Origin of the sequence: Paeniglutamicibacter sp. Y32M11, assembly GCF_019285735.1 — a bacterium.
Lineage (GTDB): Bacteria > Actinomycetota > Actinomycetes > Actinomycetales > Micrococcaceae > Paeniglutamicibacter.
Genome location: NZ_CP079107.1, coordinates 2540094 through 2553799, shown reverse-complemented (window position 1 = coordinate 2553799; position 13706 = coordinate 2540094). Strand labels below are relative to the sequence as shown.

Annotated in this window: 14 protein-coding genes; 9 read left to right on the top strand and 5 right to left on the bottom strand. The window is 61.1% G+C overall.

All coding sequences use genetic code 11. The annotated features are described in order from the left end of the window. The first annotated feature begins 61 nt into the window (after positions 1-61). On the top strand, positions 62-355 hold the full coding sequence (locus tag KUF55_RS11205) for a DUF3039 domain-containing protein (RefSeq protein ID WP_168151372.1): 294 nt from the start codon (positions 62-64) through the stop codon (positions 353-355). Positions 356-443: 88 nt separating this feature from the next. Continuing rightward, positions 444-2240, top strand: a complete 1797-nt coding sequence (locus tag KUF55_RS11200) for a DEAD/DEAH box helicase (RefSeq protein ID WP_218816699.1) — start codon at positions 444-446, stop codon at positions 2238-2240. Positions 2241-2356: 116 nt separating this feature from the next. Here the strand turns inward: KUF55_RS11200 and KUF55_RS11195 are convergent, their stop codons facing one another. Beyond that, entirely contained in the window at positions 2357-2992 is a 636-nt protein-coding gene (locus tag KUF55_RS11195; RefSeq protein WP_218816698.1) for an isochorismatase family protein, read from the bottom strand. A gap of 60 nt (positions 2993-3052) precedes the next feature. Beyond that, on the bottom strand, positions 3053-4366 hold the full coding sequence (locus KUF55_RS11190; protein ID WP_218816697.1) for a nicotinate phosphoribosyltransferase: 1314 nt from the start codon (positions 4364-4366) through the stop codon (positions 3053-3055). Between the two features lie 295 nt (positions 4367-4661). Between KUF55_RS11190 and clpS the strand changes: the two genes are divergently transcribed. The 6 genes from clpS to rdgB all read left to right on the top strand — a co-directional run bounded on the left by clpS (position 4662) and on the right by rdgB (position 8890). Beyond that, a complete protein-coding gene (gene clpS / locus KUF55_RS11185) occupies positions 4662-4958 on the top strand; it encodes an ATP-dependent Clp protease adapter ClpS (RefSeq protein ID WP_132361011.1) in 297 nt (98 codons plus the stop codon). A 2-nt stretch (positions 4959-4960) separates the two neighbouring features. Further along, a complete protein-coding gene (locus tag KUF55_RS11180) occupies positions 4961-5530 on the top strand; it encodes a DUF2017 domain-containing protein (protein WP_168151376.1) in 570 nt (189 codons plus the stop codon). A gap of 65 nt (positions 5531-5595) precedes the next feature. Beyond that, positions 5596-6525 carry a glutamate racemase gene (murI, locus tag KUF55_RS11175; protein ID WP_218816696.1) on the top strand — a complete coding sequence of 310 codons (930 nt, stop codon included), beginning with the start codon at positions 5596-5598 and terminating at the stop codon, positions 6523-6525. Next, positions 6522-7433: an MBL fold metallo-hydrolase gene (locus KUF55_RS11170; protein WP_218816695.1), complete on the top strand. Its 912-nt coding sequence runs from the start codon at positions 6522-6524 to the stop codon at positions 7431-7433. The genes murI and KUF55_RS11170 overlap by 4 nt, the downstream gene beginning before the upstream one ends. Positions 7434-7502: 69 nt before the next feature. Beyond that, complete coding sequence (rph, locus tag KUF55_RS11165) at positions 7503-8252, top strand: ribonuclease PH (RefSeq protein ID WP_304623502.1); 750 nt, start codon at positions 7503-7505, stop codon at positions 8250-8252. 2 nt (positions 8253-8254) lie between these two features. Beyond that, positions 8255-8890 (top strand): RdgB/HAM1 family non-canonical purine NTP pyrophosphatase, encoded by a 636-nt coding sequence (gene rdgB, locus KUF55_RS11160; protein WP_218816694.1) that lies wholly within the window; start codon positions 8255-8257, stop codon positions 8888-8890. A 144-nt stretch (positions 8891-9034) separates the two neighbouring features. Here the strand turns inward: rdgB and KUF55_RS11155 are convergent, their stop codons facing one another. Further along, positions 9035-10867, bottom strand: coding sequence for an HNH endonuclease (locus KUF55_RS11155; RefSeq protein WP_255556985.1), 1833 nt, complete (start codon positions 10865-10867; stop codon positions 9035-9037). 98 nt (positions 10868-10965) lie between these two features. Here KUF55_RS11155 and KUF55_RS11150 point away from each other — a divergent pair, with 98 nt between their 5' ends. Continuing rightward, entirely contained in the window at positions 10966-11289 is a 324-nt protein-coding gene (locus KUF55_RS11150) for a hypothetical protein (RefSeq protein ID WP_218816692.1), read from the top strand. Here KUF55_RS11150 and KUF55_RS11145 read toward each other — a convergent pair. Together KUF55_RS11145 and KUF55_RS11140 are read right to left on the bottom strand one after the other, a co-directional pair. Continuing rightward, positions 11286-12323: a sugar phosphate isomerase/epimerase gene (locus KUF55_RS11145; RefSeq protein WP_218816691.1), complete on the bottom strand. Its 1038-nt coding sequence runs from the start codon at positions 12321-12323 to the stop codon at positions 11286-11288. The genes KUF55_RS11150 and KUF55_RS11145 overlap by 4 nt on opposite strands. A 79-nt stretch (positions 12324-12402) precedes the next feature. Next, positions 12403-13617 (bottom strand): ROK family transcriptional regulator, encoded by a 1215-nt coding sequence (locus tag KUF55_RS11140; protein ID WP_218816690.1) that lies wholly within the window; start codon positions 13615-13617, stop codon positions 12403-12405. Positions 13618-13706 lie beyond the last annotated feature (89 nt).

The following is a 13706-nucleotide window of genomic DNA, read 5'->3' as shown; positions in this document are numbered from 1 at the left end:
CGACCTACCGCACGCTGCCGATCTGCTGGCAAAGGGGGTCGGCCTTGTTAGACTGGTGGACATGAGCATGCCCCTGGATCCGTTCCGCAATGACCCGCACACTACCTCCGGCGGAGGTGCCACCACGATCGAGCGCACCGAGGTCGCCCAGGAAGTTGAGGCGGGAGACCACGAACGCTTTGCGCACTATGTGCGTAAGGAAAAGATCATGGAGTCAGCTCTGTCCGGCGACCCCGTCATCGCCCTGTGCGGAAAGGTCTGGATCCCGGGCCGCGACCCGCAGAAGTTCCCCGTATGCCCCGAATGCAAGGAAATCTACGAGGGCTTCAACGGCGGCGACAAGCCCAAAAAGTAGGGCTTCCACTACGCAATTCATCAGTAGTACCCCCTTGTGCGCAGCTGTGTGCAAGGGGGAAAGTTTTTAGCGCCGTGGAGGTGTATGCATGACCGATACCTTGTTCTCACTTGCAGACAAGCTGCCCATGGAGGACCGTCTTCCTCCCGCGTACCCCGAACGTGCCGCCTGGGGCACGGGTCCCAAGCTGCGTGCCTGGCAGGCCGAAGCCCTGGATAAGTACTTCACCGACAACCCGCGCGATTTCATGGCGGTGGCAACACCCGGGGCAGGTAAAACCACCTTCGCGCTCCGGCTGGCCAAGGTCTTGGTCGACGCCAAAACGGTGAACCGCATTATCGTTGTTGCCCCCACCGACCACCTCAAAAAGCAGTGGTCGGATGCCGCCGGTCGCGTCGGTTTGGCGTTGGACCCGAACTTCAAGAATTCCGATGGACGCCATGGCGATGGCTACATCGGCATCGTATTGACCTATGCGCAGGTCGCCTCCAAGCCACTGCTGCACCGCGCCAAGACCGAGGGCGCCCGCACCCTGGTCATCATGGATGAAATCCACCACGGTGGTGACGCCCTGAGTTGGGGCGAAGGCATCCGTGAGGCCTTTGAGCCGGCCACCCGGCGCCTGGCGCTGACCGGTACCCCCTTCCGCTCCGACACCGCAGCGATTCCCTTTGTTGAATATGCGGAGGGGCCCGATGGCATCCGCCGCTCCAAGGCCGATTACACCTACGGTTATGGCAATGCGCTGCGTGACCACGTGGTGCGCCCGGTGCTATTCATGGCCTACTCCGGCTCGATGCGCTGGAAGACGGCAGCCGGTGAGGAAATGGAAGCCCAGCTTGGTGAGGGGTTCACCAAGGACATCACCGCCAATGCCTGGCGCACCGCGCTGAACCCTGCCGGAGACTGGATCCCCTCGGTGCTGGCCGCCGCGGATAAGCGGCTGACGCAGGTGCGCCGCACCGTGCCAGATGCCGGCGCCCTGGTCATCGCCACCGACCATGAAGACGCCCGTGCCTATGCCGAGCAGTTGGAGAAGATTTGTGGCGAGAAGGTCACCGTCATCCTCTCCGATGACTCCGGTGCTTCCAAGAAGATCGATGCGTTCTCCGCCGGGGATTCGCGCTGGATGGTCGCCGTTCGTATGGTGTCCGAAGGTGTTGACGTGCCCCGGCTATGCGTGGGCGTGTACGCCACGTCGACCTCCACCCCACTATTCTTCGCTCAGGCCGTGGGTCGTTATGTGCGAAGCCGAAAGCGCGGCGAAGTCGCCTCGATCTTCCTGCCCTCGGTGCCGGTGCTCATGGCTCTGGCCAACGAGATGGAAACCGAGCGTGACCACGCGTTGGATCGCCCGGAGAAGCACTTCCAGGACCCGGACTACAACCCCGAAGATGCCCTGGTTGCCGAGGCCAACCGCGAGGAAAAGGCCAGCGATGAGCTGAACAAGGCGAAATTTGAGGCGCTGAATTCCAACGCCTCCTTCGACCGGGTGCTCTTTGACGGCGGCGAATTTGGGACCGGCGGAGCCGTGGGTTCGGAGGAAGAGGAAGACTTCCTGGGTATTCCCGGGCTCTTGGATGCCGAACAGGTGGGGGTGCTATTGCGCCAGCGCCAGGCGGAACAGGTTTCCCGGCGCAAGGTGCGCAAGACGGCGCAGGAGCCGGAGGCCGCTCCGTTGGTTGACCACCGCGCGCTGATGGATATGCGCTCGACACTGTCGAAAAACGTTTCGGCGTGGAGTGCCCGGACCGGCACCCCGCACGGGGTCATTCACACCAAGCTGCGTGAGGTTTGTGGGGGACCGGCCGTCGCCCAAGCCGATGCCGAGCAGCTACAAAAGCGCCTGGCAAAGCTACAGGGCTGGTTCATCGGTAAGAAGTAGCGAAAAACGGCAAATGCCGCTCACCTGTGGTGCGACGAAGTGATCCTCGCGCCACAGGTGAGCGGCATTTTGTGTCCGAGCCACGGGAAGTGGCAGCCTACCCGGGGCCCAACTGACTAGCCCAGGGAGAGGACCGTGACCCGGGCGTCACGCAATTCTTGAAGCACCGATGCCGCGTTTTCCTCATGGACGGCGGCTGTCAGCTGGGAAATGACGGTGGTGTCGAATCCCTGAGCGATGGCGTCCAAGGCCGTGGCCCGCACGCAGTAGTCGGTGGCCAGACCCACGATGTCAACCGCGGTGACGTTAGCTTCGCGGAGCCAATCGCCGAGCAGTGGACCGGATTCATCGGCGGCGTGCGCGTCGGCAGCTGCCAGTCGGCCCTCAAACCCCGAGTACGCGGCGGCAAAGTGGCCCTTGCGGAAACGCTGTCCAATCAATCCGGCCACCTCATCCATTGCCGGATGTAGTGCCGCTCCCGGCTGAGCGGCCAAGCAGTGCTCGGGCCAGGAATTGATGAAGTCGGGCGTTGGCGAAAAGTGCGGCCCCGGATCAATATGCCAATCCTGGGTTGCCAGGACCGCTGAGTATGAATCCGCGCGCTCCCGCACCACGGTGGCAATGGCCGTAGCCACCGCCTCCCCGCCGGTGATGCCCAGGGCACCGCCCTCACAGAAGTCATTCTGAACATCAACGATGATCAAGGCCCTGAGCGGGGCTTGATCAGCTGATTCGGTTACTTCCTGGCTCATGGCATTGTTCCTTTGCGGCATTAAAGTAGTGGGAGATGGCGACGAGAGGGTGCGGGGGACCTAGTCCTCATCGATGAAGCGAGTGGGGATCACCGGTTCCCCGCGCTGCAGACGCCGGGAGGTCCCCGGCATCTCCTTGATCGAGTCACGGTGACGCTTTACGGCGCGACGCACGCCGGAAGCAGCGGTGAAATCGTTGTTGATTTCGCCATTAACAACAAACTGCTCCAGCAAGACGCGGTCGTTGGCGTCGGTCTCGGGAATCTCGCCAATCCCGATCAGTTCCTCGGTGGCTCGGCCACGTTCGTCCAGCTGACGTACGGCGTACTTTCGTCCGCCCACGGAAACCTTGTTCTTGGCGGCCTTGGCAACATCCACAAATTCTCCGGCGTCGTTGTGGCGCGAGACCAGCTTGTAGACCATCGAGGCCGTCGGATGTCCGGAACCGGTGACCAGCGAGGTGCCCACGCCGTAGGAGTCAACCGGGGCCGACTGCAGGGATGCGATGGCATATTCGTCCAGGTCGGAGGTGACCATGATGCGGGTGTTTTCGTTGCCCAGATCGTCAAGCAGCGTGCGTACCCAGCGGGCCTGCTCCACGAGGTCGCCGGAGTCAAGGCGCACGGCGCCGAGTTCGGAACCCGCCACTTCCACGGCGGTGCGCACGCCTTGCTCCACGTCGTAGGTATCCACCAGCAGGGCGGTGCCCACGCCCATCGAATCGACCTGAGCCTGGAAAGCTGCCCGCTCGGAGTCGTGCAGCAGGGTGAAGGAGTGTGCGGCGGTTCCCACGGTCTTGAGCCCGTAGCGGTGTCCGCCCTCCAAGTTGGACGTCGAGTCGAAGCCGGCGATGATGGCCGCGCGGGCGGCGGCCACGGCCGACTCCTCGTGGGTGCGTCGGGATCCCATCTCGACGCACGGGCGCGTTCCGGCAGCGGCAATCATGCGTGATGCTGCCGAGGCAATCGCGGAGTCGTGATTCAGGGCGGAGAGCACAAAAGTCTCCAAGACACAGGCCTCGGCGAAGGTTGACTCAACGATCATGACCGGTGAATAGGGGAAATAGATTTCCCCTTCGGCATAACCATAGATGTTTCCGCTGAACGAGAAATTTTCGAGGTACTTGATGGTGGTCGCGTCAACCACCTTGGTGTCGGAAAGGAAACGCAGCTGTTCCTCGCCAAACCGGAATTCCTTCAGTCCCTCCAGGATCCGGCCGGTCCCGGCCAAGACGCCATAGCGCCGGCCCTCGGGAAGCCGACGAGCGAAGGCTTCAAAAACACTAGGTCGGTGGGCCGCGCCGGAGTGCAGTGAAGCCTGCAGCATGGTCAGCTCGTAGTGGTCGGTAAATAGTGAAGTGGGCTGCTGCCACATGGCCGAGGGCTCCTCGCGACGGGGGAATGGGGGTGGTTGCTTGTTGCTGTGCCGGGTGCCAGTGCCTGGCGTTGGACGCGCTGGTTCTCCACCATGGACGGTGGGTTCCAATAGATCCGGCGTTTCGTTCGTTAGAAGCTACTCTAAACCCGCTGCCGGAACCTTATTGTCAGAACCGAGCGCGTCGTCCACACTTGCTTCACTTTGGATCGTGGACGTCTAACATACGCACAGGCGGACTGTGGACCGGGTTCGAATCGGTGGCACCCGGTCGTAGAATGGAATCATGCCAACCATGACTGCGATGCCCGATGTGCTTGAGCACGTGGAGCAGGCCCAAGCACACCAACTGGATCAGCCCTATATCTTGATCATCTGGAATGACCCGGTGAATCTGATGAGCTACGTCAGCTATGTCTTCCGGTCTTACTTCGGATATTCCGAGGAGAAGGCCGAGAAGCTGATGATGCAGGTGCACCAGGACGGCCGCAGTGTGGTCGCCACCGGTAACCGGGAAAAGATCGAGTCCGATGTCGCGGCCATGCACGGCTTCGGTCTGTGGGCCACCCTGTCGAAAGAGGACGCCGCCTAATCATGGCTCGAGCATTCAAGAACACCCCGCGCGGATTCTCCGCAACGCTGGAAGCCGCCGAACGTCAATTGATGCGCGGCCTGTTCCAGGACGTCATCACGTTGCTGGAACCGGAAGTCGTACCGGACGAGGATCCGTTATGGGCCATGGTGGGGATGGATTCCAATGCCCACCGCGAAGACTTTGGCCCGCCGACCGATCGTGCCACCATGCGCCTACTGCCGGATTCAAACCCCGATGACGCGGACGCGTCGCTGGAGTTCCGCCGGCTTTCCGAGCGTGGCATCCGTGAACGCAAAATCGGAGCGCTCCGCGAAGCCGCCCTATTGATGGAATCGGGCAGCATTCTGCTCAGTGAACAAACAGCCCCACGTTTTGCCGCCGCCATCAATGACGTGCGCCTAGTCTTGGCTGAACGGCTGGGTCTGGAGAGCGAAGAAGATGCTGAACGGATCCACGCGCAGGACGATTGGTCGAAGGCAGAATCGGTCGACGAATACCTTGCACTGGTATATAACTTCGTCACGTGGATGCAAGAATCCCTGATGCAGGCCATGCTGAAATCGCTGTGAGTCCAGCGACACTGTGTCGCGCTTGCTAACGGTTGCGTGAAAAAACCAAGTAGTCTTCGTAGACCATGACAAGTGCGTCCTCCAATAAGCAGCGTCCCCCCGTGAGTCCCCAGGCCAATGCGCCTTTGGGTATTTTTGACTCGGGGGTTGGCGGTTTAACAGTCTCTCGCGCCATCATCGATCAGCTTCCGGGCGAATCGACGATGTATGTGGGAGACACGGCGAATTCACCCTATGGCCCCTTGCCCATTGCAGAGGTCCGCGCCAATGCGCTGGGGGTGATGGACGAGCTGGTTGACGCCGGAGTTAAACTTCTGGTGATCGCGTGCAATTCCGCATCCGCCGCCGTGCTGCGCGATGCCCGGGAGCGCTACACCGCCCGCTACGGGATTCCCGTTGTCGAAGTCATTCAGCCGGCCGTACGCCGCGCCGTCGCGGCTACCCGCAATGGGAAGATCGGCGTCATCGGCACCCTAGCAACCGTGAGCTCACGGGCCTACGAGGATGCCTTCGCCGCAGCACCGCACTACTCCATTACCTCGGTGGCTTGCCCCCGGTTTGTTGAGTTTGTTGAAAACGGCATCACCACCGGCGCCGAGCTATTGGAAACTGCAGCAACCTATTTGGCGCCGCTCAAGGCAGCAGGCGTTGACACGCTGGTATTGGGTTGTACGCACTACCCGTTGCTCACCGGTGTCATTTCCTACGTTATGGGCGAGGACGTCACGCTGGTTTCCAGCGCCGAGGAAACTGCCAAAGACGTATATCGCGCGCTGATGCGCCATGATCTGGCACGCAGCGAAGAATCCGCGCCAAGCCACCAATTCCTTGCAACTGGGGATGCTCACAGTTTTGAGATTCTTGCCCGTCGCTTCTTGGGCCCCGAGGTCCTTGCCGTCGAGCAAGTAAAGAACGTGGCCGCCCACTATCCGACCGGCTCCATCGCGATGATCACTCCGCAGATGCTTGCCCTTTCGAAAGCGAGTGCCTCATGAAGTTGACGATCATTGGCTGCACCGGCTCCTTCCCGGGCCCGGGATCACCCGCCTCCTGCTACCTGATCACGGCGTTCGATGGGACACGCGACTGGAAGATTCTCCTTGACCTCGGCTCCGGGGCGCTGGGCGTGTTGCAGCGCTACGTGGACATCAAGGACCTTGATGGGATCTTCATTTCCCACCTGCATCCGGACCACTGTATGGACCTGTGCGGTATGCACGTGGCCATCCGCTGGGATCCGAACGGCTGGAACCGTGATCGAATGCTGGTTCATGGACCGGCGGCCACCGCGGACCGCATGGCCACCGCCTATGGATTGCCACTGGAGGAGGGAATGCATCCGGACTACGACTTCCAGAATTGGGAGTCGCGGAAGCCGGTAAAAATTGGCCCGTTCTCGATCACCCCGTACCCGGTGCGCCACCCCATCGAGGAGTCCTACGCCCTGCGCGTGGAAGCCACCGAGCCCGTCGCCGACGGATCGATGCGCACGAGCGTATTAACCTACTCCGGTGACACCGATTCCTGCCCCGAGCTCGTCGAGGCCGCGGCAGGTGCCGATATGTTCCTGTGCGAGGCGGCCTTCGAAGAGGGACGCGACGATGGCATCGACGGAGTGCACCTCACCGGGAAGCGTGCCGGGGAAGCCGCCACCGAGGCCAACGTCGAACGCCTCCTGCTTACTCACATCCCGGTCTGGACCGACATTAATACCGTGGTTAACGAGGCGAAGGAAGTTTACAGCGGAGGGATTGCTGTGGCCGTCTCCGGAGTTACCTATGGTGTCTTTTCCGGCTCACAACTGGGCACACCCAAGTCGCTGCCCACCGCGCCGGTCTCCATTGTGCGCTCGGCACCGAACCGGGATTGGCCGGGCACTCAGCCCCTCAAAAAACGTCGGTAGGGCGGTGCGCGGCGCGGATGGGACCTTGACCGCCGCGCACCGTTGGTCGTGGCGACTAGACTTGAAACCATGACTTCAGCATCAACCACAGCAGTAGTGCGCGCCGACGGGCGCACCGTAGACCAACTCCGAGAGATCACCATTACCCGTGGCTGGTCCAAGCAGGCCGAAGGTTCGGCCCTGATTGAATTCGGCAACACCAAGGTGCTGTGCACCGCTTCCTTCACCGAGGGTGTGCCGCGCTGGCTTAAGGGACAGGGCACCGGCTGGGTGACCAGCGAATATGCGATGTTGCCGCGTGCCACCAACACCCGCAACGGCCGCGAATCGGTGAAGGGCAAGATCGGTGGGCGTACCCACGAAATTTCCCGCTTGATCGGACGCTCGCTGCGCGCCGTCATCGACACCAAAGCGCTGGGCGAGAACACCATTGTGCTTGACTGCGATGTTCTCCAGGCCGATGGCGGTACCCGTACCGCCTCAATCACCGGTGCTTACGTCGCGCTGGCGGAGGCCATCGAATGGGCCAAGGCCAAGAAGCTGGTGAAGTCTAACGCCACCGTGCTCACCGACTCGGTAGCAGCGATCTCCGTGGGCATTATCGACGGCACCCCGATGCTTGATCTTCCGTACGAGGAAGACGTTCGCGCCGAGACCGACATGAACGTTGTGGTCACCGGTTCCGGTGACTTTGTTGAAGTTCAGGGTACCGCCGAGGGCGTTCCCTTCAAGCGTGCCGAGCTGGACGCACTGCTGGATCTGGCGCTCATCGGCACCAAGGATCTGGCCCGTATCCAGCGCGAAACGCTGGGGCTCTAAAGATGGGCAGCACCCCACGTTTGGTCTTGGCGACCCACAACCAAGGCAAATTGCGTGAATTGCGCGAGCTGTTGCGTGGACAGGTGCCGGGCCTTGACGTTGATACTCAGGTAGTTGACGCAGCCGCCGTTGGGGCGCCGGACGTGGTGGAGAGCGAAGTGACCTTCGAAGGCAACGCGCTGCTCAAGGCGCACGCCGTAGCCGAAGCCACCGGACTGATTGCGATCGCCGACGATTCGGGTCTGGCCGTGGATGTACTCGGTGGAGCGCCGGGCATTTTCTCCGCCCGTTGGGCAGGAAAGCACGGGGACGACGAGGCGAACATCGACTTGTTGCTGGCCCAGTTGGGGGACATTGCCGAGGAACATCGCGGCGCGTCATTCATCTGTGCCGCGGCTCTGGCGACGCCCGACGGTTTTGATGCGGTGGAGCTAGGTCACCTGAGCGGGACGCTCTTGCACGAACGCCGAGGGAATGGCGGATTTGGTTACGACCCGATCTTGCAGCCCGAGGGCTACGACATCTCCGTGGCGGAGCTTTCCAGCGAGGAAAAGAACGCGATCAGCCATCGCGGACGCGCGTTCCGTTCCTTACTGCCACAAATAGTCAAGGCGCTGGGGGACCAAGCGTCCACGTAAGACCTTGCGCCACCTTAGTGACGTTTGAAGGGCGGCTCACCTCGATGGGGAGTCGCCCTTTGGTGCGTTGCGGCAGAATCGGCGTGCTGGTTTTTTATTCTCTGGACCAGGCAGCGGCTCGGTTGGAATCGTTAACGGGGAGCCTCAAAATAGCGGCGGATTTTGCGGACGGCTGCGCCAGTAGGTATTGCGACGAGGTTTTTGCTCGGGGTCCAGGAATTTAGGCAAAATGACGCTGAAGAGCCCGTCCTCATCACGAACCACGGTGATCAACCCCGCGTGTTTAGCATGGTGATGATTCCCGCAGAAAGGTCCTCCGGAGTTAATTTCCGTGCTGCCGCCACTTTCCCATTCGTCAAAATGGTCGATCTCGCAGTGCTCCGCTGGGACGGTGCAATTTGGATAGATGCAACCGCCATAAATGGCCAGAATCGCTTCCCTCATATAATCGGGGAACAGACGCTGGTCTCGGCCGAGATCCAGGATTCGTGACTTACCGTTCATGATCATGGGGATGACGCTGCCATTGCACAAGGCTTGTCGGAGTTCTGCCGCTGAGAGTTTGTGGCCGCGGCTGGTGATGCCGTTGGTCTTGGCCAGCCCGCGCAGTTCGTCAAGTGTGGCGATGATTAGGGTTTTGGGTGATGGCATCCCGATGGTCTTCTTTCCGCTGGACGGTGCTCCAGCGGATCTGATCAGGTTGATCAGCCCTTGGAGATGCCTTTGCGGAGGGGTGAGCCCGTCAACGCCGTAAGTTGTGGCGTTTAATGTGCTCAGCTGAGCAGCGGTTCCAATGATATTGGTGCCGTTGTCGTTGAATAGGTTGAGGAGATTGCCGATGCCGTCGGCATCTAGCGAAAGATTCCGGATGGTTTCCGGATCGGTCAGCGGTTCACCGGTGGAGGGCTCAACGAGGAAATCGGGGAATTTGGAGGACTCGGTGGTACTTGATTCAGTGGTGGTCCCGCTGTTCGATTCGGTGGTGTTCGACTCCGTGTTCACCGCTTCGTCGCGAACCCTGGCGGGACCGCGGGTGTCCGCGTGACCACTGACGCCCCGAGCCTGCGAAAGTAGTCCGTCACGGTTTCCTGCGTTGCTCCGAGGATTGTCGGTGCTCGCGAACATGGCGAGGATAGCTTCGGTGTCTGCGGGACGAGTGCGCAGCAGAAATTCTCCTAGGCCTCCCATGACACCCCGAAAGAAGAAACCGCATCGTGAACGCAGGACCTCTTCGGAAATGTCCTTGTTTCCCTGGTCGAGAGTGGTTTGGATGCCACTGAGTAGCTTTGCGGTGGTCCGGGGGTCCTCGCGGCGGACCGATTCGGCGACTTGGCCTTCGAACCGTTCTCTTGCGGGCCCGGGATCGGGGAGTTGGCTGATCTGCGGTGTCAGCTTTTCAAGTTTGCGGGCGGCAGTACCGATTGCATGGGGATCTGCTGCACCGTCGGCCAGGTCTTTTGCCAGGGTCGGAAATTGTGGCGGCATGGGCACACCATGAATGTCGGTGCCGGGAAGTAGCCGATCGATGGCACGGACGCGTTCGCGGGCCTCGAAGTAGCCGATGTGCAGGAATCCGGTGAGGAAGTCGGTGGTGTCTTTGAATACGAGCCTTCCGGTGGGAACCGTTCTGGGGTCCGGTGGTAGGTCGGCGTTGCCGCTGAGGTACTTCGTCGGGTTTTGATAAATTGCGGCAATTTCATCGAAGGTCGTTTCGGGAAGCTCATGGGCCAGGGTGTGCCTGACACTGTCGGCTGCCAGGAGTTGCATGTGGGCCGCGGTGCGGTGCGCGTCTTCGGCGGCACGGGCGAACAATGCGGCGCGAACTGGGGAAGAAGAGTGGGCGGCCACCCGGCGGCCCAAATCGCGGACGAGGACCTGAGCCGTCAAAAGTGCGCGCAGTTCATCGTCCAGGGACACCTCGTGACCCTGGATACCGCGGGAGCCCGCGGTGATTTCGATGAATTGGGTGGTTTCCATGTCCATCAGCATGCGCGTGATCGATGCGCCATGGGGCAAGCTCCGCGAAGTTGTGGAAAACTGAAAGTCGAACCTGCGGATTTGGTGAGGTGGAACGGATGCAACCAGCACGGGGCCGAGGGATTCGGCCCGCGAAAAGTAAACGGGCAACCGTCGAGTCGGTACAAAATGATGTAGCAGCGGCCATCGCCGAGGTCCGTTCCGTTGCCCGGTCAGAAGGTGACAGTCGACGCGGTCAAGTTGCTGATTGGCTCGAGGGGTTGTTCCACGACGCAACGGATCGTACCGCGCTACACGTCGCCGCGGCTACGGCTCTTGGGCTGTATGGCGGCATGGGATCCTTCGCCGATGTCGGAACCGCCGCTTCGGCTCACGCGGTTGATGGGTTGGCTAAGGCTCTGCAGAGGGCGCGGACCCTCTAGTCCTGAGCGACGGATTCCTGATTGCTGAAGGCGGCATCGAAGGAAGCATCGGGCAGCTTCCACAGCAGTGAGCGGATGTACGTCAGGGCCTCGCTCGCACCGTGCATGCGATCCATGCCGGCGTCTTCCCACTCAATGGAGATTGGCCCGGTGTAGCCAATGGAGTTCAGTGCCCTGAATGCGTCTTCCCACGGGACATCGCCGTGTCCGGTGGAAACAAAATCCCACCCCCGGCGTGGATCTCCCCATGGAAGATGAGAGCCGAGTACTCCCGCTCGACCGTTGGGGGTCCGCATTCGGGTGTCCTTGCAATCAACGTGGTAGATCCGGTCTTTGAAGTCCCAGATGAATCCGACCGGGTCGATGTTCTGCCACATCATGTGGCTTGGATCCCAGTTAAAACCGAAGGCTTCGCGGTGATTGATGGCCTCCAAGGTGCGAACCGAGGACCAGTAGTCATACGCGATTTCGGAGGGGTGGACCTCATGGGCAAAGCGCACACCGTGATCGTCAAACACGTCCAAGATCGGGTTCCAGCGGTCAGCGAAATCTTGGTATCCGGCGTCGATGATCGATGCCGGAACCGGCGGGAAGGCTGCCACGTAGGGCCAGATCTTTGAGCCGGTGAATCCCACGACCGTATCTACACCGAGTTTGCGGGCCACGCGTGCGGCACGCTTCATGTCCTCCGCCGCCCGCTGTCGCACGCCCTCGGGGTCCCCATCGCCCCACGTGTACTGGCGCACCAGCGACTGATGGCGAAAATCGATGGGGTCATCGCATACTGCTTGGCCGGTGAGATGGTTGGAGATGGCGTAGACCTTGAGCCCGTGGCGGTTCAGAATGTCGAGTCTCGACTGAAGATACGATTCGTCTTCGTCTGCTCGCTTCAGGTCGAGGTGGTCACCCGAGGCCGCGATTTCCAGTCCGTCGTAACCCCATAGCGCAGCGTTCTTGGCCACCTGTTCGAACGGTAGATCTGCCCATTGGCCGGTGAAGAGCGTGACGGGACGATTCGCTGTGGTGCTGCTCATGACGCTGTCTCCTTCGTGGGGCCGTGAACGACTCCAATGGGCGCTGTGGTGGTGAAAGTACTCGTTGTGAACCGCGGGCTCAGATGGCCATGGCCGCGGAATGGTTCATGACGAGGTGTTCAACGGAATCGGCGGAGAGGATATGGGCGATCACCAGCATGCTGGCTCCGCGCACCCCGGCCATTTCTGCCGCGGCAGATCCCACGATCACCAGATGTTGGGTGGCCAGGGGCGTTGAACGGAAATAGACCTGTTCGCGAACACCGGCGATCACGTGTTCACCGGCACTGGCCAATCTGCCGCCAAGAACTATGACAGAGGGGTTCAGTAGATTCACACACATGGCCAGCACGGAGCCGATGTCCCGTCCTGCCTGACGCAGCACCGTTATGGCTGCGGTGTTGTTGTCCTCGGCGAGCTTGCCCACGTCGCCGGCCGTATTCACGGCAAATCCTTGTTCGGCAAGGTTTTTTGCGACCGCGCTTCCGCCGGCCAGTGCCTCCAGACACCCGGTATTGCCACAGCGGCACAGCGTGTCAGCCCCGCCCGGAACCTGCACATGGCCGAGGTCTCCGGCCGATCCTTGGGCACCGCGCTGAAGTTCTCCGCCGCTAATCAACCCCACACCGATGCCGGTGGCGACCTTGACGAACATCAGGTCCTGGGTCTGCGGCCAGGCGAGGGATTGTTCGCCCAACGCCATGATGTTCACGTCGTTGTCCACCAAGACCGGCACGTTGAAGGTTTGTTGCATGGTGCCCGGGATGTCGAAGTCGTTCCAGCCGGGCATGATGGGCGGCTTGGTGGGGCGGCCGGTGGAATGCTCCACGGGGCCCGGTACACCGATGGCGATGCCCGAGAGTGTGGAGACGTCGCGTCCGTTGCGGGCCAGTAGCTCGACAAAGCGCTCCGCCACCCAGTCGAGCACTGCCACCGGTCCGTTGGTGATGTCAACGTCGGCGCGGAGGTGGTCGATGATATTTCCGGCGAGATCGGTGAGCCCCAAGATGGCATGGGCTGCACCGAGGTCCGCGGCGAGCACTGTTCGAGATTCCGGTGCGAAGGCGAAGGTCGATGGGGGGCGTCCTCCGGACGATAGTGCCGATCCAACGGTACCGACGAGCCCAACCTCCAGTAGTGCATCCACGCGTGCGGCAATGGTCGAACGGGAGAGCCCGGTGAGCGTGGCTAACTCCGAACGTGTGCGTGGCTTACCGTCGCGCAGGTACTGAAATAGGTCACCCGAACCGGTGCCACCTGCTGTTGTCTTGAGAGGGATCGTCGTTATTGCCATGGTTCTAGTGAAGCATATTGACGCAGAAGATGTAGTGCCCGTCACAACTAATGAGTTTAAGTTGTCGACTTTTGCTCGACAATAATCAA